The sequence below is a fragment of the Brevundimonas sp. genome (genome assembly GCF_031412435.1).
Lineage (GTDB): Bacteria > Pseudomonadota > Alphaproteobacteria > Caulobacterales > Caulobacteraceae > Brevundimonas.
The window spans coordinates 26,831-46,233 of record NZ_JANODA010000042.1; the positions used below are offsets into that span (position 1 = coordinate 26,831).

The following is a 19,403-nucleotide window of genomic DNA, read 5'->3' on the forward strand; positions in this document are numbered from 1 at the left end:
AGTCCGGCGTACAGGCGGGAGGGGCGGCTCGAAAGAGCCGCCCCGTTTCTGTTTCAGCGGAGGGGTTCGTCGCGTGGTTCGAACGCGCGGGGGAGGGTGCCCGGTGCAGGACGCTAGTAGGCGTTCACCCGTGCGAGCAGCAGGGGCACGGTGCGGATCATGATCGCCAGGTCGCCCGGGAAGCTCCAGTGACTGGCGTACAGGACATCGGCGTCGACCCGGCGGGCCATGCTGGTGATATCGTGGATCTCGCCGCGCAGTCCCTGGATCTGGGCCAAGCCGGTCAGGCCGGGGCGGACGGCGAAGCGGCGGTCGTAGTTGGGCAGGATGGCGGCGTAGTGCCGATCATGCTCCACCGCATGCGGACGCGGACCGACCAGAGCCATTTCGCCGCGGAGCACGTTCAGGAGTTGAGGAACCTCGTCCAGGCTCGTTTCGCGCAGGAATTTACCGACGCGGGTCACCCGGGCGTCGTCCCGCGTCGCATGGCTGGCGGAAACGCCGGGCTCGGCTACCGTCATCGAGCGAAACTTGTAGATGTTGAAAATCCGCCCGTGCCGGCCGGTGCGTTGCTGGCGGAACAAGATCGGACCCGGGCTGTCCAGAGCGATCGCCGCGGAGATCAGGGCATAGGCCGGCAACAGGAACAGCAGCAGCAGTGACGCCGCAACAACATCGAAGGCCCGTTTGAGCGACATGCAGAGGACCGAACGACCGAACCGCGGCCGCCAGTGGGCGCCGTCAGCGCGGTAGACGACGGCAGAGCGGGATCGGTGCGAGACAACGCCGTCAAACATATCGAGATAGCCCTTTCCCCAAGGGTTTACTTAATGGGGAGTTAAGCGTGGTCCGATGTTGCAGCGCAATAGATTTGGCGGCCTGCCGTTCAGGGAACGATGGTCTGTGTCATGCAGGGCACACAACCGTGGGGATGAATCACTCTTAACCCAATGCGTTACGGGCATCGCAACCTGGCCTGACGCAAACAGGATGCGACATTGATCGTCGGAGTTCGAGCGTGACCCATCCTTCCCTCAGCCGGACCGGTGTGACGCCAGGTCGCGACACCCGGCGCTGGTCGCCGCGTTTCGGCTACAGCTTGATGATCGGCGGCTCGGCTCTGGTCTGGGGTGCCGCAGCGCTGGCGCTTTCAGCGCTGGTCTGAACGCCGTCTGGAGTTCAGCGGAAAGTGCTTTCCGGGGCTGACTCCGCCGCTCCGGACGAAATCCGAAGGTTGCCGGTGTGATCGTCCACGCTCTTGCAAGTTGCCCGCGCGCTTTCGACGGATCGGGTCAAAGTGGGCCGCAGTGCGAAACCGGAGACCGACGAAATGTCAATGATGCGCCGCGCCGAAATAAAGTTGACAGACAGTAAGGTTAACTACCGAAAACCATAATCTTAAATACAGACTGAACCAAGTCTATAATCCGAACCTTATAAGTCATCGTGCAGTAGTAGCCCCAGCAGATGGGGCTTCGAATGACTTGTCAAATATTGGCCCGCGCCGCACCATTGGCCGTTGTTCTCTTCGGGCTGGCCTTCGGAACGGCCTGGGCCGCCGACGGCCAACCAGGCGCCATGCCTCTGGGGCCTGCGTCCTCAGCTCCAGCGGGATTCATGGAGATGTGCGAGCGCACGCCGTCCGAATGCCTCGCCGTGACCCGTCCCACCGACGCCATGCTTTCCGAGGTCCGCACCTGGGCCGGACGCGCGCGCTGGAGCGCCGTCTTCCAGACTGCGGGCGTGTCGAGCGCGCCAGCGGCCATTCCCGCCCCTGCGATCGCGGTTCCCGCCGCGCCGGCCAGCGACCTTGATCCCGTCTCCGTCGCCGTCGCGGAGCGCTCGACCGCCGGCTCCCCTCGCCTGAAGCCGACGCCTCAGGATATCCGCGCCCTGAAGGACGGGCGTCGGAAACACCGCCGCGTCGCGAGAGCCAAGGCCCCGCCGCCTGCCGCCCCACCGCCCGTGACGACGGCTCCGGTCCCGCCGCTCGCTGACGTCACCGTTCAGCGCCTCGAGACGGTCAGCCGACGTGTCAACCGGGCGATCCGCCGGGCCTCCGACGCCGACGCCCATGGACGCGCGGATATCTGGGTCGTCCCGCAGGGACGCGGCGCCGTGGGCGACTGCGAGGACTATGTCCTGGCCAAGCGCCGCGCCCTGATCGAAGTCGGCGTGGATCCGGCCGCGATGTCGATCGCGATCGTCCGCACGCGGGGCGGCGAGCTTCACGCCGTCCTTCTGGTGGCCACGCCGGAGGGCGAGCGGGTTCTGGACAACCTGACGCCCTGGGTCTTGCTGTGGAACGAGGCGCCCTACGAATGGCTCGAGCGGCAGGCTCCGGGCCAGCCACTGGTCTGGGTTCAGGCGGCGACCCGGGCGTCTGCATAGCCCACGACGCGCGATCGCCGGCCAGGCTACCAGCCTGACGGCGCTGCGATGCGCTGGCGTTGCCGGGGCGGCGTCGCGCCTGGACTGGCCAGCGGATCGGCCATGATCGGCGCATCGCGCTGAAGCACCACCGGCCGGCCGACCGGCGCCTCGGGCGTCGCGGCGGGAAGGTCCGACTCTTCCACGACACCGGTCACGTTCGCTGCGTCGTCGCCTTCCAGAAGCGAAAGCCGTGACGCCAGCCGCAGGGTCGGGGACGCTAGATCGGTCTCCGCCGAAAGCGGCAGGGGGACAAACGCGTCCAGAACCTCCGCCGGGGGTTCAAACGAGATCGTGGACAATGCGGCCATCCTGGCCACGACCGGCTCGGCCCCCGCATAGACACCGCGGAAGGCGGCCGGCAGGCCCCATGCGCCGGTCCAGCGGTAGAAGATATGGGTCCCGATCTTGACGACCTTTGACAGCCGGGCCGCCCAGTAGGGCGCGACCCAGTCGGTGTGATAGTGGGTGGCCGTGCCGACGGCCGTCGCGACATGTCCGTTCAGGGCGGCCGAAGCCACGGCCCGCGCCCTCTGCCAGCCCGCGATCGACGGCGGGCGGGCCATGGCTCCGTCGCAGGTGAAGCTGAACTGGCAGCCCGTGGTCCGTTCGGATCCTTGGAAGACGACGCCGCAGACGGTTCGCGGATAGGCCGGATGACGCGCGCGGTTGAGCACGACCTGGGCGACGGCGGCCTGGCCGGCGGCGCTTTCCGATGCGGCCTCATAGTAGATTGCGGTCGTCAGGCAATCTAGCGCCCGGCTGTAGCTTTCGACGTCGACCGCCGGAGCGAAGAAGGGGGCCGACGGCCGGACCGGATCGGTCGAGAAGGGCAGGGCGGCGTTCCAGGCGCGGGCGGCGTCCTGGCTGATGTCCTGCACAGCTTCGGGGGCAAGGGTGAAGTCCGCGATGATCTGGGCCGGCGCGGATCCGGATGTCGGATCCAGTGAGGCGTCGGCGGTCAGGAGCGGCCTGGCCGCGTTGATCTTCGGCAGGACGACGGTGGCGCAGGCAGCCGCGAGCGCGCACACCAGAAGCACGCCGACGATGGTCCAGCCGCCCGCTTCGGTCGAGGCCCAGGCCCGGATCCGCCTGGCGACGACCACAGCGCGACCCGTCAGGGTTCTCGGCGCTTCCGGATCAGAGGTCAGCCTTGAAACCGTCATCGGCGCCGCCCCCGCCAAGCCCATGGTGCACTGCACACGTAGCATAGGCGATGCAGTCGCCAAAGCGTTCTCAATACACGGATAAGGCGAATGTCATCGCCAGGCGTTAGTCGATCGCGCGGCACTCTGTCGGCTGACGGCCGTCAGCCGTCCACGTCGCGAGGATGCCCTTGCCACGCAACTCATAGGCGCTGGACTTGTACCAGATGCCGTCGGCGGCGCGTTCCTGATACAGATCAACGGCCTCGCCGTTGGAGTTGCGGACCGTCGCCATGGCGCGCGGATTGTCGAAATCGACCGAGAGCCGCTCGCCGTTGTCGCATAGATAGACGGTGCGGATGACGCGGTTCAGGGCCCGGTCCTGGACCTCTGCGCCGGTGCGACGGCGCGCGGTCTGGGCGTCGATGGCGCGCTGGCGCACCGCTTCGCCATCAGTGGGGGCCTTGGCCGGTTGCTGGCCGCAGGCCGCGAGGAGGGCGGCGGTCGCGAGGACGGGGAACAGGAGACGCATCGGGTCCTCTAGCGCGTAACGGTCAGGCTTGGCTAACGGGCCTGGATGAGCGTCGTTCCCGGAAGAAGCTGCGCAACATCGCCGCCGCCTCCTCGGCCAGCAGGCCGCCCTCGGTCGCCGGGCGCGAATGCAGGGTCGGTTGCTCGAACAACCGGGGACCGTGGATCACCGCGCCGCCCTTGGGATCGTCGGCGGCCCAGACCACGCGGCCGATTCGGGCGTGGCTGATGGCTCCCGCGCACATGGCGCAGGGCTCCAGCGTCACATAGAGGGTGAGGCCGGTCAGGCGATAATTCCCGGTCGCCGTCGCCGCCGCGCGCATCGCCACGATCTCGGCGTGGGCGGTGGGATCACGGGCCGCGACAGGGCCGTTGGCGCCCGTCGAGACGACGGTTCCCGTCGCTTCATCGACCACGACGGCGCCCACGGGCACCTCTCCGGCGTCCGCCGCCGCTTGCGCCAGGTCCAATGCCATGCGCATGAACCGCTCATCATGGCCCGCCATACCGACGACAACGACAAGAAGCCCCGCCCCAGTCAAGACCTGAGGGCGCACAAGCCCGGCGACCGGCCCAAGAGCGGGTCCGCGCGACCCGGCTCGGCCTCCGCCGCAAGCTTCCAGACGGTCACCAAATCGCTCGAGGGCGGCCGGGGCTCAAGCGGTCGCGCCTATGCGCCCGACAAGGGCGCGCGGCCCGAGAAGCCGATCAAGGGCAAGCGCTATTCTGACGACTCCAAGGGCCCCAAGGCCGGCGGCAAGCCTGCGGGCGGCAAGCCGGGCAAGGACGCCGCGCCCGCAGAACCGAAACGCAGCGAGCGGATCGCCAAGGCCATGGCGCGCGCGGGCATCGCCTCGCGCCGCGAGGTCGAGCGTCTGATCGGTCTGGGCAAGGTGGCGGTCAACGGCCGTATCCTGGATACGCCGGCCACCCTGGTGACCCGCGACGACGTCATCACCGTGGACGGCAAGCCGATCGCGGCGGCCCAGGCCACGCGGGTCTGGCGCTACAACAAGCCGGTCGGCCTGCTGACCTCGCACAACGACCCGCAGGGCCGCCCCACGGTGTTCGACGCCCTGCCCAGCGGCCTGCCGCGGGTGATCTCGGTCGGGCGTCTGGACATCAACACCGAAGGTCTGCTGCTGCTGACCAATGACGGCGAGCTGAGCCGGGCGCTGGAACTGCCCGAGACGGCCCTGGTGCGTCAGTACCGGGCGCGGGCCCGGGGTCGCGTCACCCAGGCCGATCTGGACAAGCTGAAAGACGGCGTGACCGTCGACGGCGTCCGCTACGGCCCGGTCGAGGCCACCATCGACAAGGCGACGACCAAGGAGGACGGCTCGCAGGCCGCCAACCTGTGGATCAGCGTCCAGATCGCCGAGGGCAAGAACCGCGAAGTCCGCAAGGTGCTGGAATCGGTCGGCCTGACCGTCAACCGCCTGATCCGCCTGGCCTATGGCCCGTTCCAGCTGGGGACCCTGGCGACCGGCTCGGTCGAGGAAATCGGCCCCCGCGTGATCCGCGAGCTGCTGGGCGAGCACATCCGCCCCGACAACCTGCCCGAGGGCAACACCGTCGCCACGCCCGCGCCCGTGCCGGGTCGCCGGACCAGCACGCCCAGGGTGGCGGGCGTCTCGGGTTCGGCCATGTCGGACCCGTCGCGCAAGCCCAGCCGTGTGCGCGCCGCCGAGGACGCTCACGTCCAGGGCGTCGAACGCGCCAACCGGCCGCCGAAGAAGGCCGGCTGGGCCAAGGCGGGCGCTCCCAATCCGCGCGGGCCCTCGACCAAGAAGGCCTGGACCCCTCGCGAAGGCGCCGCCGACGAACGGCCTGCCCGCGTGTTCAAGCCGCGCGAGGACAAGATCATCGGGCCGAAGTCGGCGACCTGGGCTCGCGACGGGGACAAATCCGGCAAGGCTGGGCCGAAACGCGACTTCAAGCCGCGTGATGGCGCCGCGCCGCGTTCCAGCGGACCGAGGTCTGGTCCCGGCGCGTCTCGCCCTACCGGCGGCAAGCCGGGCGGATCACGCGGTCCCTCGCGGGGCTGACCGGGCGGGTCGCCAGTCGCGCGGGCCGTCGGCCAGTCGCTCCACGACGACCAGCATGACGACGGCCACGAAGACCTCGGGCGCCAGCTGGATCCACTCTGAGTCGGCGCCCACTTCCATCGCCGAGAGGGGCTGCCAGAACAGGCAGATCATCAGGTTGTTGGCCAGATGGGCGCCGATGGCGAACTCCAGCCCGCCCAGCCGGATCGCGGCCCAGGTCCAGATCGCGCCGGACAGGGCCCGCGCGACATAGGCTACCGGATCCGGGTCCAGGTGCAGGGCCGAGAACAGCAGGCCGTTGATCAGGCACACGACGACCGGATGGCGCATCAGCTGTGTGGTGAGCCGTAACAGGACGCCGCGACAGATGACCTCTTCCGCCGCCGCCGCGCCGAGCAGGCCGATGATGCTCGCCACGACGAAGACCGGCCGCGTCCAGTCGGCATAGGTCGGGCCGAGCAGCGGCGGCGTCCACTCTCCGCCCATAAGCAGATAGAAGGGAAACAGGATCACGCTGACGCAGGCCATTGCGAGGAAGCCGACGCCGAGGTCCCAGGCGTTGAATCTGCGGCCGGGCCACAGGAAGTCCGAAAGGCGCCGCCGATAGATCAGGGCCGCCGCCGCCAGAATGGCCAGGGCCATGCCGCCGAGAATCGCCGCCAGCAGAAGGGTATTCACGCTCTCGTCGATCAACCGCAGGGGTGTTTCCGGAAAGGGCCCGGACAGGCTCAGCTGATCGGTCGCCCCGGGAATGATGCGGACGATGATGTCGAGGATGATCGTGACGACGACCATCAACAGCATGGCCAGGGCGATGAAGCCGCCCAGCTTGAGCCAGGGGCGGTCCGGCTTGAAGCCGGTGATCATGGGCGACCGGCGCGCGACGGGGACGGCGCGGACGAGCGCTTCATACGGGGACATGACCGACCGTTGCATTGCGTCGGCGTTTCGGTCCAGAGGCAGGCCATGAGGATCGTCGCCGGAAAGCTGAAAGGTCGGGCCATCGTGGCGCCGGAGGGACAGGGCACCCGCCCGACGTCCGACCGCGCGCGTCAGGCCGTGTTCAACGTGCTGGAGCATGCTTCGTGGGCGGAGCCGCTGCAGGGCGCGCGGGTCATGGACCTGTTCGCCGGGTCGGGGGCGCTCGGTTTCGAGGCGATGAGCCGGGGCGCGACTTTCTGTGTCTTCGTGGAGATCGACGACGATGCGCGCGGTTCGATCCGCGAGAACGCCGACGCCTATGGCCTGATGGGCGCGACACGGGTCCACCGGCGGAGCGCCGTCGAACTGGGCGTGCGACCCGGCTCGGACGGAGAGGCGTTTGACGTCGCCTTCCTCGACCCGCCCTACGGCAAGGGCCTGGGCGAACAGGCGCTGCAACGGCTGGCTGAGGGCGACTGGCTGAAGCCCGGCGCCATCGTCGTGTTCGAACGCGGCTCCGACGAACCGGAGATCGACACGCCGGGCTATGAGCGGCTGGATGCGCGGGATTATGGGGCGGCCCGGGTGTTGTTCCTCAAGGTCGCCTGAAGGGCCAGCCTCGTCCGGCCGATATCGGGAAAATGATGCGGAACCCGATCCGGTCCGGGGCGCTGGCGTATCTGTCAGGATCGCATAACGGCGATTTCACTGGCCTGTTGCATCCTCCGGGACGCGGGTCGGTCCCGAAGGCCTGATGGAGTCGCCGATGAAACGCCTGATCCTGACCCTGTTACTGATGCTCTGCACAGTTGGAACGCCCGCCATGGCCACCGAGGAACCCAAATTCACCCTGGTGATGAAGGACGGGGACTTCGAGATCCGCGACTATCTGCCGAATGTGGTGGCCGAGGTCACGGTGTCGGGCAGTCAGGACCGGGCCTCCAGTCAGGGCTTCAGAATCCTGGCCGGCTATATCTTCGGCGGCAATACACGGCGCCAGTCGATCGCCATGACGGCCCCGGTGGCCCAGAACCGGACCAGTGAGACTATCGCCATGACCGCCCCGGTCACCCAGACGGCCACGGGCGGCAACTGGGCCGTGCGGTTCATCATGCCCTCGGAATATACGATGGCGACCCTGCCTGTGCCCGATGACGGCCGGATCACCCTGCGTGAGGAACCGGCGCAGCGGATGGCGGTGATCCGGTTTTCGGGCATCGCCGACGGCCGTCAGGTCGAAAGACGCGAGCAGGAACTGGACGAACAGCTGGCCCGGCGGGGGCTGCGCCGCACCGGCCCGACCACCCTGGCCCAGTATGACCCGCCCTGGACCCTGTGGTTCATGCGCCGCAACGAGGTCATGGCCCCGGTCGCGCGCTGATCGCGGAGGGGTCGGTTCCGACCGGATCGGGAGCCGGTAATTTTTCCGGGTGCAGATTGGTGTACATTCCGGGGGCTTGGAGCGCTGGCGCCGGGGGTGCCGACAGCAAGGCGGTCGAGGACGCCGGCGGCCCCAGCAGCATCGCCTCGTCCTCCGTCTCGTCAGATGTATCAGCCCCCCGACTGTCGGCGATCTCCTCGGAGCTCATGCCCGCGTAGAACTCTGTATGCAGGATATCGGCGGCCTCGCGCAGGTCCAGCCACAGACGGCGCCACCGGCTGGCCTCGATCGCCTTGCCGATCTCCAGCGCCTGGACGAACCGCAGCCGGGCCGTCTGAATCTGTTCCTCCAGCTGGATGTCGTCATAGAGCGACAGGTCGGTCGCGCAGAGGTCGGGTTCGACCTGATCGCTGCGCCGCCAGCCGAACTTGCGGGCGCGGCGGCGGAAGGCGGACAGGCCCAGGTCATGCCGGCGACAGACCGTCTCGGCGCTGAGGCCGGACAGATAGTCGTCGCGGGCCTGGACCCAGACGTCGGCGGGACGGATGCGATAGAGGTCGGTCATGGGGAGGCAGCCTGCCATATATCCACGTCAGAATCGGACGCAGCAGGGGGGGGGACGAGTCGAACTGAGGGCTTGACCCTCACGCCGCGTGAGGCCTCATAGGTCTGTCCATGCGGAACAACGCGGCTTTCAGAACCTACACCGTCAGCCAGCTGGCGCGGCTGTCCGGGACCTCGGTCCGGACGCTGCACCACTATGACGCCACTGGATTGCTGAAGCCCGCGACGGTCGGCGAGAACGGATACCGCTACTATGGGCGAACGGAACTGCTGCGGTTGCAGCAGATCCTGATCCATCGGGAGTTCGGGGTCGCGCTCAGCGACATCCCGGCCCTGCTGGACGCCGGGGACCCCGACCGGCTGTCGGCCCTGCGTGAGCAGCGGTCGCGACTGGAACAGGAAGCGGACCGCTATCGCCGTCTGGCCCGGACGATCGACCGCACGATCGCCGAACTGGAAGGACGAGCGACCATCATGGACAAGCATCTCTTCGACGGCTTCAGCCCCAAGCTTGAGGCCGACTACGAGGACTGGCTGATCGACGAACACGGCGAGAGCGCGGGGCGGGAACGCATGGCGCAGGGCCTTGAGGCGATTGCGGCGATGTCGCCCGAGCAGAAATCGCAGTGGATGGCCGAGGCGACCGCGTTGAGAGACGCTTTCGCCAAGGCGATGGCCGACGGCATAGCTCCCGATGACGCCGCGCTGGAGCCTTTGCTTCAGCGACACCACGCGTGGGTGACGGTGACTACCGGCGTTCCACCGACGGCTGAGGGCTACGCAGCGCTGGGGCGGCTCAATGTCGAGAACGCGGAGTTCAAGGCCATGTACGACGCCGCCCTCCCGGGTCTGGCGGAATGGATGGCCGAGGCGATGGCGGCCTATGGAGCGCGGGTTCTCAGCACCTGAGCCAGCCCCGCCGCCGCAGCCGTGACTTCGGCCCAGGTGACGTCGAAGCCGTCGTCGTCGCCGAAATAAGGATCGGTCACCGGCTGGCCCTCCCGACCCGGCACATGGTCCAGCAAAAGGCTGAGCCGGGCGACCGCGTCGGCGGGAGCAAGCCGGCGAAGGTTGGCGAGGTTGTCGTGATCGAGGGCGACGATGTGGGTGAAGAGGCGGAAATCCGCCGGCTTCACCTGCCGGCCCTGATATCCCGAGATGTCGATGCCCTGGCGGGCGGCGACCGCGCGGGCGCGGGGGTCGGGCGGATCGCCGATGTGCCAGTCGCCGGTTCCGGCTGATTCGACGACCACATCGAGGCCCAGCCGTGTGGCCTCTGCGCGCAGGGCGGCCTCGGCCAGCGGAGAGCGACAGATGTTGCCGAGGCAGACGAAGAGGACGGAGGGCATTGGGGGGAGATAGGGCATCGCCAGGCCTTCGGCAAAAGTCGGTCTGCGGCAGTGGCCTCAACCGTCCGCCTGCAAACAGCTCTGCAGACGACGCGTCACGTCCCGCGCATGTGACAGCCTCTCGGTCAGCAGGGGCCAGCGGTTCCAGCTCTCGGCAAAGGCAAGGATGTAGGAGAGCTGGGCGAAGACGGCGCCCGGTGTGACGCCGGGCGTTGCAATCAGCGCCAGCGTGCCGACGATCAGCGCCAGAAGCACAATCCAGTTCAGCAGATAGACCCCGATTTCTGCATCCGAGCGCGCCACCCGCAATGCGCGCCGCTCCGTCAGATGAGCGCGCAGGCTCCCCGGCCCGGACTGGTTCAGCACATCAAGATCACGCTCGGTCCGGTCGTTCAAGGCGGTGTTCAGCCGCTCGACTTTGCAGGCATAACGCCTGTCCATGCCGATGAGGGCTACAGTCGCGACAAGCGCCCCAAAGCCCACCCTCCAGTCGTACAAGGCGGAAACGAGCAGTGAGCCGACGCCCGCCATGATGGCGGCAAGACCCTCGGGCACGCTGCGTTCATATGTCTGGACGACCTCATGGACCTGACGCAGCCGGGCGACCTTCACACCCGGCAGGTCGGGCGCCGACATCACCGCCTGCGACAGCCGCTGTTCGGCTGTGGCGAACACCCGGGTGTCATAGAAGCGGCGCAGGGCCCCGGACAGCAGGATGGCCGCGACCCCTCCGGCCAGCAGGAACAGGCCGCTCCGGTCCGAGGCCAGCAGCCGATCGATCGTCAGGCCGATGAGGGCCGGCAGGGCGAGAAGCGAGATCTCCTCGATCAGCAGCAGACCATAGGCGAGCAGGACCCGCAGCCGCTCGGGCCCGAAAAGGGTCAGCGAGGACGCCGTCATGGCGCCACCGTTCCGGGCGGGGCGAGCAGCAGGCGCAGGCGGTCCCGCCACGAGCCGGCGGCCTTCAGATCCCGCCACAGGGTCCCGATCTCAGCGGTATGGACCGTCCACAGGTGGGAGGAGCCGATGGGCGTCGTCAGGCCATAGACCGGCTGTTCGCCCTCCGGTTCCCAGGTGCCGAATAGCCGGTCCCAGACGATCAGAATGCCGCCGTAGTTTTTGTCGAGATAATGATCCTGCGAGCCGTGATGGACGCGGTGATTGGCCGGCGAGTTGAATACCCGGTCAAACCAGCCCAGCCGTCCGATCGTCTCGGTGTGAAGCCACTGCTGATAGCCCACCATCACCCCGAAAGAGGCCGCCACCAACAGGGGGTCAAAGCCGGTCAGCACGGCCGGCAGGTAGAACCACGGCGAGATGAATCCGTCCGCGAATGACACCCTCAGCCCGGTCGTCTGGTCGAACTGATGCGACGAGTGATGCACCGAGTGGGACACCGCCCAGATCGAGCGGACCCGGTGGGCGATGCGGTGATCCCAATAGAACAGGAAGTCGACCAGCAGCAGGCATAGCAGGGCGCTCCACCATGTCGTGGGAATGCGCCAGGGCGTCAGGGCATCGGCCGTGGTCATGAGCGCGGAGACGAAGGCGAGCACCAGACCGCTGGTGGCCAGGGCGGGCAGCAGGACGCCGGCGCTGGCGGCCATTTCTTTAAGGGCCGCAATGTTGAGAGACCGCCGGCGAGACCAGAGCTCGATCGGCAGCATGATCAGGATGGCCGCAGACAGCGCTGCGGCCAGGGCTTCGAAAAAGGTAATGACAGTCACACCTGCACCTTTTGATGAGTGAACGCTCACATTTTGACTCGAGCGAAAACACGCGTCAACAGAAAGTGAGCGTTCGCTTATCGAATGGAGAGCCGTCTTGCGCACTGCTGACCCCGACCTTCACCGACGTCGATCGGGTGAAATCGCCATCGCGGCCGCACGCGTGTTTCTGGCCAAGGGGTTTCACGGAGCCAGTATGCAGGACGTGTCGCGCGAGGCGGGCGTGAGCATGGGGCTGCTGTATCGCTATTTCGAGGATAAGGCGGCGCTCATTGCGGCAGCGGCGACTATCGATCGCGCGCCCCTGCTGGCCGAGATCGCGGCTCTGGCGGACATCACGGATCCCGTTGCAGGCCTCGAAAACCTTCTGGCGGACATGGTCAATGTCGCGGGTGAGCCGGGCTATATCGACCTCGTCACCGAGGTCGCCGCCGAAGCCTGTCGCAACCCCCGCGTCGCCGCGGTCCTTCAAGAAGACGAGCGGGCGCTGCACACGGCACTTGTCGCCGCCCTGTCATCGCATCAGGCAGCAGGACGGCTCAGCGCCGATGCCGATCTGCCTTCGTTTGCGTTACTGTATCTGACCCTTGCCGACGCCCTCGCCCTGCGGCTCCGCTTCGAACCCGGCCAGTCCATCACCGCATTGATAGGCCCTTTCTCTCCGTCGATCAGGTCGCTGCAGCCCTAGTCTCGCTGGCCCGCCCCCTCATCGCCGTCCGAACAGCTTCTCGAGGTCGTTGAGCTTGAGCTCGACATAGGTCGGGCGGCCGTGGTTGCACTGTCCCGAATGCGGGGTGGCCTCCATCTGGCGGAGCAGGGCGTTCATCTCGGGGGCGGACAGGACGCGGCCGGCGCGGACGGAGCCGTGGCAGGCCATGGTGCCGCAGACCTCGCCCAGACGTTCGGACAGGGCCAGGGCCGCCCCGTGTTCGGCCAGGTCGTCGGCGATGTCGCGGATCAGGCCCTGGACGTCGGTGTCGCCCAGTAGGGCCGGGGTCTCGCGCACCAGCACCGCTCCACCGCCGAACGGTTCGACGATCAGACCCAACTGGGCCAGTTCATCGGCGCGGGCGATGACGCGGTCGGCCTCGGCGGGGTCCAGTTCGACGACCTCAGGCGTCAGCAGGGCCTGACGGACGACGGAGCCCTCGGCCATCTGGGTCTTCATCCGCTCGTAGACGAGCCTTTCATGGGCGGCGTGCTGGTCGACGACGACGATGCCGTCGCGCGTCTGGGCGACGATATAGGTGCCGTGGACCTGGGCCCGGGCGGCGCCCAGCGGCTGGTCGATCGGGTCCGGGACACTGGCGGGGCTGGACTGATCGGGCCAGGCCGAGAAGCCGGGCGGAGGACTTTCGACGCGGACCGACATCTCCGACAGGCCGGGGATATCCTGATTGGCCGCAGCGGGGCGGTCCCAACCGGTCCAGCCGCTGAAGCCTCGCGCGGTTGGAGACGAAGGACTGTAGGCCGGGCCCGTGTGCGCGGTGAACCCGGCCAGCACATTGTCGGCCACGGTGGTGGAGGCGCGGTGTCCGGCGGCGTGCAGGGCGTGACGCAGAGCCCCGACGATCAGGCCGCGCACCAGGGCCGGATCGCGGAACCGGACCTCGGCCTTGGCGGGGTGGACGTTGACGTCGACGAACAGGGGATCGATCTCGAGGAATAGCACCGCCGCCGGATGCCGGTCGCGGGCGAGGAAGTCGGCGTAGGCGCCGCGCAGGGCCCCTTGCAGCAGGCGGTCGCGCACCGGGCGGCCGTTGACGAACAGATACTGGTGCCCGCCGTTGCCGCGCGAATAGGTCGGCAGACCGGCGTAGCCCGACAGGCGGATGCCTTCCCTCGATTGATCGATCAGCAGAGCGTTGGCTTCGAAATCGCGACCCAGCAGGGCGGCGAGACGTTTCAGCCGGCCCTCGTCGCCGGGGTGTTCGGCCGGCAGGCGGAGCGTCGTCTTGCCATCGAGGTCGAGGGTGAAGGCGACGCCCTCATGCGCCATGGCCTGACGCTTGATCTCCTCCGAAATGGCCATGGCCTCGGAGCGCTCCGACTTCATGAACTTCAGCCGGGCCGGGGTGGCGTAGAACAGGTCGCGGACCTCGACGCGGGCGCCGTGGGGGCCCGGGAAGCCGGCGGGGGCGACCGCGCGCTGGTCGCCGCCTTCGACGGTGATCTGGTGGGCGTCGCCGCCGGGCGCGCGGCTGGTGATCGTCAGGCGCGCGACCGAGCCGATCGACGGCAGGGCCTCGCCCCGGAAGCCGAGGGTGGAGATTCGCAGAAGGTCGACGTCGCCGGCGTCGTCGGGCTCAAGCTTCGACGTCGCATGGCGTTCGACGGCGAGCGCCAGCTGATCCGGAGCCATGCCGTGGCCGTCGTCGGCGATCAGGATGCGCGACAGGCCGCCGCCGTCCGCCTGGATCTCGATCCGCGTCGCGCCGGCGTCGAGGGCATTCTCGACCAGTTCCTTGATGGCGCTGGACGGGCGTTCGACCACCTCGCCGGCGGCGATGCGGTTGACGGTCTCGGGCGGGAGGCGGCGGATAGGCATGGGATTCGCGATCCTAGCGCCTAAAGCCTGCGCGGTCGTCAGATTGCGTGGCTTGCTCGTGGCGAAAACCGGTGTAGCCATATGCGCCAGGGTCCGCGTCGGGCCTGGGGAGACCACCATGACCATCAAGCTTCTGTCGGCGGCCGCCGCGCTCGCTTTCGCCTGCGTCGCCTCCAGCGCCTCGGCCCAGACTGGCCCGCTGGACTTCACCCTGAATAACGGCACCAGCGAAGTCGTCGTCCAGCTGTTCATCTCCGTCCCGTCGACCAACGACTGGGAAGAAGACATTCTCGGCGACCAGGTCGTCGGCAGCGGCGACAGCGTCCAGGTCACCATCGATGACGGCCTGGAAGACTGCGAATACGACATCAAGGTCGTGTTCGACGACGAGACCCCCGACCTGATCGTGATGGGCGTCGACTTCTGCGCCATCAACGGCGAGTCGCTGGACCTCAACGACGGCGGCTGAAACTGACTTTCGGGGACGGCCGGGGCGAAGGTCCCGGCCGTTTTCAATTGCTAGGCCGCCTGTGAAACCAGCGCCCGACTGACCGGGCGGCTGGTCGCGGTTGCGGCGTTCAACAGGAAGGCTGAAGGTCGGGGTTCCGGAGTATGACCCGCCGCGGCGGCGCCTGGCGATCAGGCGGTGCGGTAGGGCGAGTGCTCTTTGGTCATCGCCGCGATCTCCGCCTCCACGCCCACCCGTTCCTGCTCCAGATACCGCGCCACCGGGGTGCGCAACGCGGGGTCGACGATATAGTGGGCGGAGTAGACGGGGGAGGGCAGGTAGCCGCGCGCAATCTTGTGCTCGCCTTGCGCGCCCGCCTCGACGCGGGACAGGCCGTGCGCGATCGCGAATTCGATGGCCTGATAGTAGCAGAGCTCGAAATGCAGGAAGGGCACGTCGTCCAGTGCGCCCCACTGGCGGCCATAGAGGGCGTCGCGACCGATGAAATTCAGGGCCCCGGCGATCGGCGCGCCGTCGCGGAAGGCCATGACCAGGGCGATGCGGTCAGCCATCGTCTGGCCGACAAGACTGAAATAGTCGCGGGTCAGGTAGGGCCGGCCCCATTTTCGGGCGCCGGTGTCCTGGTAGAAGTCGAAGAAGGCGTCCCAGTGGGCGTCCGTGATGTCGTTCCCGGTCAGGACGCGGATGTCGAGATCGGCCTGGGCCTCGCGACGTTCGCGGCGGATGGTCTTGCGGCGGTTGGACGACAGAGCCGACAGGAAGTCGTCGAAGGTCTGGTAGCCGTCATTCCGCCAGATGAACTGCATGTCCTGGCGGCGCAGCATCCCGGCCTCGCCCATGGCGGTCCATTCCGGCCCGGTCGGGAAGTTGACGTGCAGGGAGGAGACGCCGAGGCGCTCGGTCAGGGTCAGGGCGCCCTGGATCAGGGCGGCGCGGACGGCGTCTTCATCCGTACCCGGAGCATGCAGGAAACGCGGGCCGGTGGCGGGGGTGAAGGGGACGGCGCCGAGCAGCTTGGGATAGTAGCGGCCGCCGGCACGCTCGTAGGCGTCGGCCCAGCTGTGGTCGAAGACGTATTCGCCCTGGCTGTGGCCCTTGAGATAGAGGGGCATGCAGCCGAGGACCGTGTCGTCCGGCCCCATCAGGGTCAGGTGGCGAGGGCCCCAGCCTTCCGTTGCGACGGCGCTGCCCGAGGCCTCGCAGGCGTTCAGGAAGTCGAACGAGACGAAGGGATCTCCGGTCGGGGCGGCGCAGGCGTCCCACGCCTCGCGACCGATGGCCGCGAGGCTGTCATGGACCTGGAGGGTGAACTCGGGCTGTGGACTCACCGCACCTCGACGATGGCGTCCACCTCGACGGCGAAGCCGAGGGGCAGCTGATAGACGCCGACGGCCGAACGGGCGTGGCGGCCGGCGTCGCCGAACACCTCGACCATCAGGTCAGAGCAGCCGTTGATGACGGCGGGGATGGCGGTGAAGCCGGGGCCGGCCTGGACGAAGCCGCCGAGCTTGACGACGCGGACGACCCGGTCGAGGTCGCCGTCGAGCGCGGCGTTCAGCTGGGCCAGCAGGTTGATGCCGCACAGGCGGGCGCCGGCGTTCGCCTGTTCCGGAGAGACGTCCTCGCCGACCGTGCCCTTGAGGCCGCCCGAAGCGTCGTTCGACAGCTGGCCCGAGATGTGGACGAGGTTGCCGGTGCGCACGAACGGCACGTAGTTGGCCACGGCCGCAGCGGGCTGGGGCAGGGCGATGCCGAGTTCGGCGAGGCGGGCGGCGATGCTCATCGTAGGCTCCATATAGGCGTTTGCGGCGGTTTAGCGCGGGGCCGCGACACCCCGCCACCCTTTAAGTCTTCGCCAACCGGCGTGTGCCATGATCGGCGCATGGAAACGCTCTCGAAGACACAGATCGAGGCCTTCAAGGCCATCCGGGCCCGACTGACCGCCGAAGAGCGGACGCGGGTCCACATCGCCTCGGTCGAGGCCGTGGATCCGGCGGCGGCCTCGGCCTCGCACTGGAACTTCGACCTGCCGGCCCATGCCGCCCACAAGGCGATGGGCGAGGACGCCACCGACGCCATGCGCCGCGCCCTGGTCGCGACCTGGGCGCTGGAGCTGCCGGGGCGGGCGAAACAGGCGGCCCTGCCGGGCGAGGTCATGGAACTCTATCCCTACTGGATGGACAGGATGGCCGAGTTCCTGACGGGGGCTGCCGATACGGATGCCGCCTATGACGCGGATCACTGGGCCAAGGACGTGCGCATGGCCCTGGTTCTGAGCGTGCCGGGCGCCCTGACCCAGACCATCGACCTGTCGTCGCCCATGGGGCCCGGTCAGGTGGTGCGGAACGGGCGCGAGGGCCACGGCTGGTCGCAGCTGGTCTCCTATGCGCGAGCCCAGGGCTGGAAGAAGCCCTGGCTCGAGGTCCATACCGAAAGCCGCCAGCTGGCCGATTTCAACGAGGCCGGCTGGGACCGGGCCTGGGCGACGGCGGCGGCGATCTGCAAGACGCGGCCGGAACTGGCCGGGATGATCGGTTCGAGCTGGTTCTACGACCCGCCGCTGGAGACCATCAGTCCGCGCCTGGCCTATCTCAGGCTGAACCCGCTGAAGGGCGGGGCCTTCATCATCCATCAGGGCCCGGCGCCGATCCATTCGGAGCGGGCCAGTGCGTCGTCGCCGACGCGGAAGGCGATGATCGAGAGCGGCGAATACACGCCGAGCTCGTGGCTGGTGGCCTGGCCGAAATCGACGCTGATTCCGTGGGCGGAACAGCGCAAGGCCGCGATGGCGATGGCCGAGGCGGCCTGAGGGTTCGATCCGGACTCCAAAACACCGTTCGAAGCGTTCGAAGCGTCCGGACGGGTTGATTTGCTGCGCCTCCCTTTCTCTGGAGCGCGACAGTGTATGGCCGTTTCAGACCGTGATGGGTAAAAGGCCTCTCGTTAGCGCCGGGCGTTGAATTCGTTCAGCGAATTCGGGCGTCTGATGATGGGTAAGGGCTCTTCTTTCGTCATTCCGGGCGAAGGCGCGTAGCGTAGCAGACCCGGAACGATGCGGCGCGCGAGAGCGCGAACCTGTCGCGAGTGTATTTGCTGAACCATCGCCTGCGCTTCGCTTCGGCGCCGCCCTGTTCCGGGTCTTCGCTACGCTGCGCCCGGAATGACGAAAGTAAGGAACACCCTCTCCCGCCGGGAGAGGGGCGCCGTCAGGCGTGCTTGCTATCCCACCACCGAACCGCGTCGGCGTCGCGGGCGGAGAGATCGGGGTACTCCGGGTCGGAGCCGACGTCGGGGACGCGGCGCCAGGAGCGGGCGCACTTCGGATAGTCGGCCAAGTGTACCTCGACTGCCAGTTGGGTCTCATCGAGGACCAGGTCGGCTCCTGATGTCCTGAGCACCTCAGCCAAGTCCACGGGCGGAATCGCGGATCCATCCAACGCCCGGCCTTCGAAGAGATCAGCCAGCTTCTGACGCATCGAGACCTTCGGCCAAGCGTCCAACGCGCCGCCGATCCGCTTTTCGCGCCGCGCTTCCTCAAGAGAGTCGTTTGCGACGTTCAGGACCAATTGGATGTTCAGCCACCGCTCCTGCTCATCCGGATTACGCCACTCGTCGGGCGTCTGCGGGATCACCCGCGCGCAGTTGGTCCCGGCGTCCGGATAGAGCGTCGTCCAGGCCTCTTCCATGGTGAAGGGCGTCAGCGGGGCCAGCCAGGCGGTCAGGCGGATGAACACCTCATGCATCACCGTGCGGGCCGCGCGACGGCGGATCGCGTCGGGGCGGTCGCAGTAGAGGCTGTCCTTGCGGATGTCGAAATAGAGGGCCGAGAGGTCGCCGGCGCAGAACTCCAGCACCGGGCGGACGACGTCCTGGAAGCGGTAGGTCTCGTAGGCACCGCGCACCTGGAGGTCGAGTTCCCACAGGCGGTGCAGGACGAACCGTTCCAGCGGCGGCATTTCGGCGTAGTCGACGCGCTCGGCCTCGTCGAAATCGGCCAGGGCGCCCAGCAGGTAGCGGACGGTGTTCCGGAGCTTGCGGTAGGCGTCGACTGTGGTCTGGAGGATCTGCTTTCCGATCCGCTGGTCCTCGGCGTAGTCCACCAGGGCGACCCAGAGGCGCAGGATGTCGGCGCCCGATTCCTTGATGACGACGGCGGGGTCGGTCGTGTTGCCCCGCGACTTGGACATCTTCTCCCCGTTCTCGTCCTGGGTGAAGCCGTGGGTCAGGACGGCGTCATAGGGGGCGCGGCCGCGGGTGCCGGAGCCTTCGAGCAGGTTGGACTGGAACCAG

Annotated in this window: 22 protein-coding genes; 9 read left to right on the top strand and 13 right to left on the bottom strand. The window is 67.9% G+C overall.

From position 1 onward, the window contains the following. Positions 1 to 113: 113 nt before the first annotated feature. Complete coding sequence (locus RMO01_RS08005) at positions 114 to 698, bottom strand: sugar transferase (RefSeq protein WP_309628518.1); 585 nt, start codon at positions 696 to 698, stop codon at positions 114 to 116. Positions 699 to 1,018: 320 nt separating this feature from the next. Between RMO01_RS08005 and RMO01_RS08010 the strand changes: the two genes are divergently transcribed. Then, entirely contained in the window at positions 1,019 to 1,165 is a 147-nt protein-coding gene (locus tag RMO01_RS08010) for a hypothetical protein (RefSeq protein WP_309628519.1), read from the top strand. 491 nt (positions 1,166 to 1,656) lie between these two features. After that, complete coding sequence (locus tag RMO01_RS08015; RefSeq protein ID WP_309628520.1) at positions 1,657 to 2,391, top strand: transglutaminase-like cysteine peptidase; 735 nt, start codon at positions 1,657 to 1,659, stop codon at positions 2,389 to 2,391. A gap of 26 nt (positions 2,392 to 2,417) precedes the next feature. On the opposite strand, the gene RMO01_RS08020 is transcribed toward RMO01_RS08015, so the two are convergent. The 3 genes from RMO01_RS08020 to tadA all read right to left on the bottom strand — a co-directional run bounded on the left by RMO01_RS08020 (position 2,418) and on the right by tadA (position 4,588). Next, positions 2,418 to 3,596: a cell wall hydrolase gene (locus RMO01_RS08020; RefSeq protein ID WP_309628521.1), complete on the bottom strand. Its 1,179-nt coding sequence runs from the start codon at positions 3,594 to 3,596 to the stop codon at positions 2,418 to 2,420. A 106-nt stretch (positions 3,597 to 3,702) separates the two neighbouring features. Continuing rightward, a complete protein-coding gene (locus RMO01_RS08025; protein WP_309628522.1) occupies positions 3,703 to 4,107 on the bottom strand; it encodes an MliC family protein in 405 nt (134 codons plus the stop codon). Positions 4,108 to 4,129: 22 nt separating this feature from the next. Next, positions 4,130 to 4,588, bottom strand: a complete 459-nt coding sequence (gene tadA, locus RMO01_RS08030) for a tRNA adenosine(34) deaminase TadA (RefSeq protein ID WP_309628523.1) — start codon at positions 4,586 to 4,588, stop codon at positions 4,130 to 4,132. A 12-nt stretch (positions 4,589 to 4,600) separates the two neighbouring features. Here tadA and RMO01_RS08035 point away from each other — a divergent pair, with 12 nt between their 5' ends. After that, positions 4,601 to 6,154: a pseudouridine synthase gene (locus tag RMO01_RS08035; protein WP_309628524.1), complete on the top strand. Its 1,554-nt coding sequence runs from the start codon at positions 4,601 to 4,603 to the stop codon at positions 6,152 to 6,154. Here the strand turns inward: RMO01_RS08035 and RMO01_RS08040 are convergent. Next, positions 6,131 to 7,075 (bottom strand): CPBP family intramembrane glutamic endopeptidase, encoded by a 945-nt coding sequence (locus RMO01_RS08040; protein WP_309628525.1) that lies wholly within the window; start codon positions 7,073 to 7,075, stop codon positions 6,131 to 6,133. The two genes, RMO01_RS08035 and RMO01_RS08040, sit on opposite strands and share 24 nt — an antisense overlap. 45 nt (positions 7,076 to 7,120) lie before the next feature. Between RMO01_RS08040 and rsmD the strand changes: the two genes are divergently transcribed. Both rsmD and RMO01_RS08050 read left to right on the top strand, forming a co-directional pair. Continuing rightward, entirely contained in the window at positions 7,121 to 7,684 is a 564-nt protein-coding gene (gene rsmD, locus RMO01_RS08045; RefSeq protein ID WP_309628526.1) for a 16S rRNA (guanine(966)-N(2))-methyltransferase RsmD, read from the top strand. A gap of 157 nt (positions 7,685 to 7,841) precedes the next feature. Continuing rightward, the gene (locus RMO01_RS08050; protein WP_309628527.1) at positions 7,842 to 8,456 is read left to right on the top strand and encodes a heme-binding protein; all 615 of its coding nucleotides are present in this window, start codon (positions 7,842 to 7,844) and stop codon (positions 8,454 to 8,456) included. On the opposite strand, the gene RMO01_RS08055 is transcribed toward RMO01_RS08050, so the two are convergent. Beyond that, on the bottom strand, positions 8,434 to 9,021 hold the full coding sequence (locus RMO01_RS08055; protein WP_309628528.1) for a hypothetical protein: 588 nt from the start codon (positions 9,019 to 9,021) through the stop codon (positions 8,434 to 8,436). The genes RMO01_RS08050 and RMO01_RS08055 overlap by 23 nt on opposite strands. A 110-nt stretch (positions 9,022 to 9,131) precedes the next feature. Between RMO01_RS08055 and RMO01_RS08060 the strand changes: the two genes are divergently transcribed. Next, entirely contained in the window at positions 9,132 to 9,929 is a 798-nt protein-coding gene (locus RMO01_RS08060) for a MerR family transcriptional regulator (protein WP_309628529.1), read from the top strand. Here RMO01_RS08060 and RMO01_RS08065 read toward each other — a convergent pair. From RMO01_RS08065 to RMO01_RS08075, 3 genes are read right to left on the bottom strand one after another with little or no spacing between them, the layout of a single operon-like run. After that, positions 9,902 to 10,369, bottom strand: coding sequence for a low molecular weight protein-tyrosine-phosphatase (locus RMO01_RS08065; RefSeq protein ID WP_309628540.1), 468 nt, complete (start codon positions 10,367 to 10,369; stop codon positions 9,902 to 9,904). The genes RMO01_RS08060 and RMO01_RS08065 overlap by 28 nt on opposite strands. A gap of 57 nt (positions 10,370 to 10,426) precedes the next feature. After that, the gene (locus RMO01_RS08070) at positions 10,427 to 11,269 is read right to left on the bottom strand and encodes an ABC transporter six-transmembrane domain-containing protein (RefSeq protein WP_309628530.1); all 843 of its coding nucleotides are present in this window, start codon (positions 11,267 to 11,269) and stop codon (positions 10,427 to 10,429) included. After that, a complete protein-coding gene (locus RMO01_RS08075) occupies positions 11,266 to 12,096 on the bottom strand; it encodes a sterol desaturase family protein (protein ID WP_309628531.1) in 831 nt (276 codons plus the stop codon). The genes RMO01_RS08070 and RMO01_RS08075 overlap by 4 nt, the downstream gene beginning before the upstream one ends. A gap of 97 nt (positions 12,097 to 12,193) precedes the next feature. Here RMO01_RS08075 and RMO01_RS08080 point away from each other — a divergent pair, with 97 nt between their 5' ends. Continuing rightward, positions 12,194 to 12,784, top strand: coding sequence for a helix-turn-helix domain-containing protein (locus RMO01_RS08080; RefSeq protein ID WP_309628532.1), 591 nt, complete (start codon positions 12,194 to 12,196; stop codon positions 12,782 to 12,784). Between the two features lie 18 nt (positions 12,785 to 12,802). Here RMO01_RS08080 and mutL read toward each other — a convergent pair whose 3' ends face one another. Beyond that, positions 12,803 to 14,644 carry a DNA mismatch repair endonuclease MutL gene (mutL, locus tag RMO01_RS08085; protein ID WP_309628533.1) on the bottom strand — a complete coding sequence of 614 codons (1,842 nt, stop codon included), beginning with the start codon at positions 14,642 to 14,644 and terminating at the stop codon, positions 12,803 to 12,805. A gap of 118 nt (positions 14,645 to 14,762) precedes the next feature. On the opposite strand from mutL, the gene RMO01_RS08090 reads away from it, so the two are divergent. After that, positions 14,763 to 15,113 carry a hypothetical protein gene (locus RMO01_RS08090; RefSeq protein ID WP_309628534.1) on the top strand — a complete coding sequence of 117 codons (351 nt, stop codon included), beginning with the start codon at positions 14,763 to 14,765 and terminating at the stop codon, positions 15,111 to 15,113. A 170-nt stretch (positions 15,114 to 15,283) separates the two neighbouring features. On the opposite strand, the gene RMO01_RS08095 is transcribed toward RMO01_RS08090, so the two are convergent. Beyond that, entirely contained in the window at positions 15,284 to 16,441 is a 1,158-nt protein-coding gene (locus tag RMO01_RS08095; protein WP_309628535.1) for a GNAT family N-acetyltransferase, read from the bottom strand. Continuing rightward, on the bottom strand, positions 16,438 to 16,896 hold the full coding sequence (locus tag RMO01_RS08100) for a RidA family protein (protein WP_309628536.1): 459 nt from the start codon (positions 16,894 to 16,896) through the stop codon (positions 16,438 to 16,440). Before RMO01_RS08100 ends, RMO01_RS08095 begins: the two co-directional genes overlap by 4 nt. A gap of 99 nt (positions 16,897 to 16,995) precedes the next feature. Between RMO01_RS08100 and RMO01_RS08105 the strand changes: the two genes are divergently transcribed. Next, entirely contained in the window at positions 16,996 to 17,922 is a 927-nt protein-coding gene (locus tag RMO01_RS08105; RefSeq protein ID WP_309628537.1) for a hypothetical protein, read from the top strand. Positions 17,923 to 18,319: 397 nt separating this feature from the next. On the opposite strand, the gene RMO01_RS08110 is transcribed toward RMO01_RS08105, so the two are convergent. Then, positions 18,320 to 19,403: class I tRNA ligase family protein (locus RMO01_RS08110; RefSeq protein WP_309628538.1), on the bottom strand; the 1,084-nt coding region annotated here is incomplete at its 5' end.

Coding starts and splice junctions, on each gene's coding strand:
- RMO01_RS08005 (WP_309628518.1), bottom strand. CDS start 698: ATGTCGCTCAAACGGGCCTTCGATGTTGTTGCGGCGTCACTGCTGCTG.
- RMO01_RS08020 (WP_309628521.1), bottom strand. CDS start 3,596: ATGACGGTTTCAAGGCTGACCTCTGATCCGGAAGCGCCGAGAACCCTG.
- RMO01_RS08025 (WP_309628522.1), bottom strand. CDS start 4,107: ATGCGTCTCCTGTTCCCCGTCCTCGCGACCGCCGCCCTCCTCGCGGCC.
- tadA (WP_309628523.1), bottom strand. CDS start 4,588: ATGCGCATGGCATTGGACCTGGCGCAAGCGGCGGCGGACGCCGGAGAG.
- RMO01_RS08035 (WP_309628524.1), top strand. CDS start 4,601: ATGGCCCGCCATACCGACGACAACGACAAGAAGCCCCGCCCCAGTCAA.
- RMO01_RS08040 (WP_309628525.1), bottom strand. CDS start 7,075: ATGTCCCCGTATGAAGCGCTCGTCCGCGCCGTCCCCGTCGCGCGCCGG.
- rsmD (WP_309628526.1), top strand. CDS start 7,121: ATGAGGATCGTCGCCGGAAAGCTGAAAGGTCGGGCCATCGTGGCGCCG.
- RMO01_RS08050 (WP_309628527.1), top strand. CDS start 7,842: ATGAAACGCCTGATCCTGACCCTGTTACTGATGCTCTGCACAGTTGGA.
- RMO01_RS08055 (WP_309628528.1), bottom strand. CDS start 9,021: ATGACCGACCTCTATCGCATCCGTCCCGCCGACGTCTGGGTCCAGGCC.
- RMO01_RS08060 (WP_309628529.1), top strand. CDS start 9,132: ATGCGGAACAACGCGGCTTTCAGAACCTACACCGTCAGCCAGCTGGCG.
- RMO01_RS08065 (WP_309628540.1), bottom strand. CDS start 10,369: ATGCCCTCCGTCCTCTTCGTCTGCCTCGGCAACATCTGTCGCTCTCCG.
- RMO01_RS08070 (WP_309628530.1), bottom strand. CDS start 11,269: ATGACGGCGTCCTCGCTGACCCTTTTCGGGCCCGAGCGGCTGCGGGTC.
- mutL (WP_309628533.1), bottom strand. CDS start 14,644: ATGCCTATCCGCCGCCTCCCGCCCGAGACCGTCAACCGCATCGCCGCC.
- RMO01_RS08090 (WP_309628534.1), top strand. CDS start 14,763: ATGACCATCAAGCTTCTGTCGGCGGCCGCCGCGCTCGCTTTCGCCTGC.
- RMO01_RS08100 (WP_309628536.1), bottom strand. CDS start 16,896: ATGAGCATCGCCGCCCGCCTCGCCGAACTCGGCATCGCCCTGCCCCAG.
- RMO01_RS08105 (WP_309628537.1), top strand. CDS start 16,996: ATGGAAACGCTCTCGAAGACACAGATCGAGGCCTTCAAGGCCATCCGG.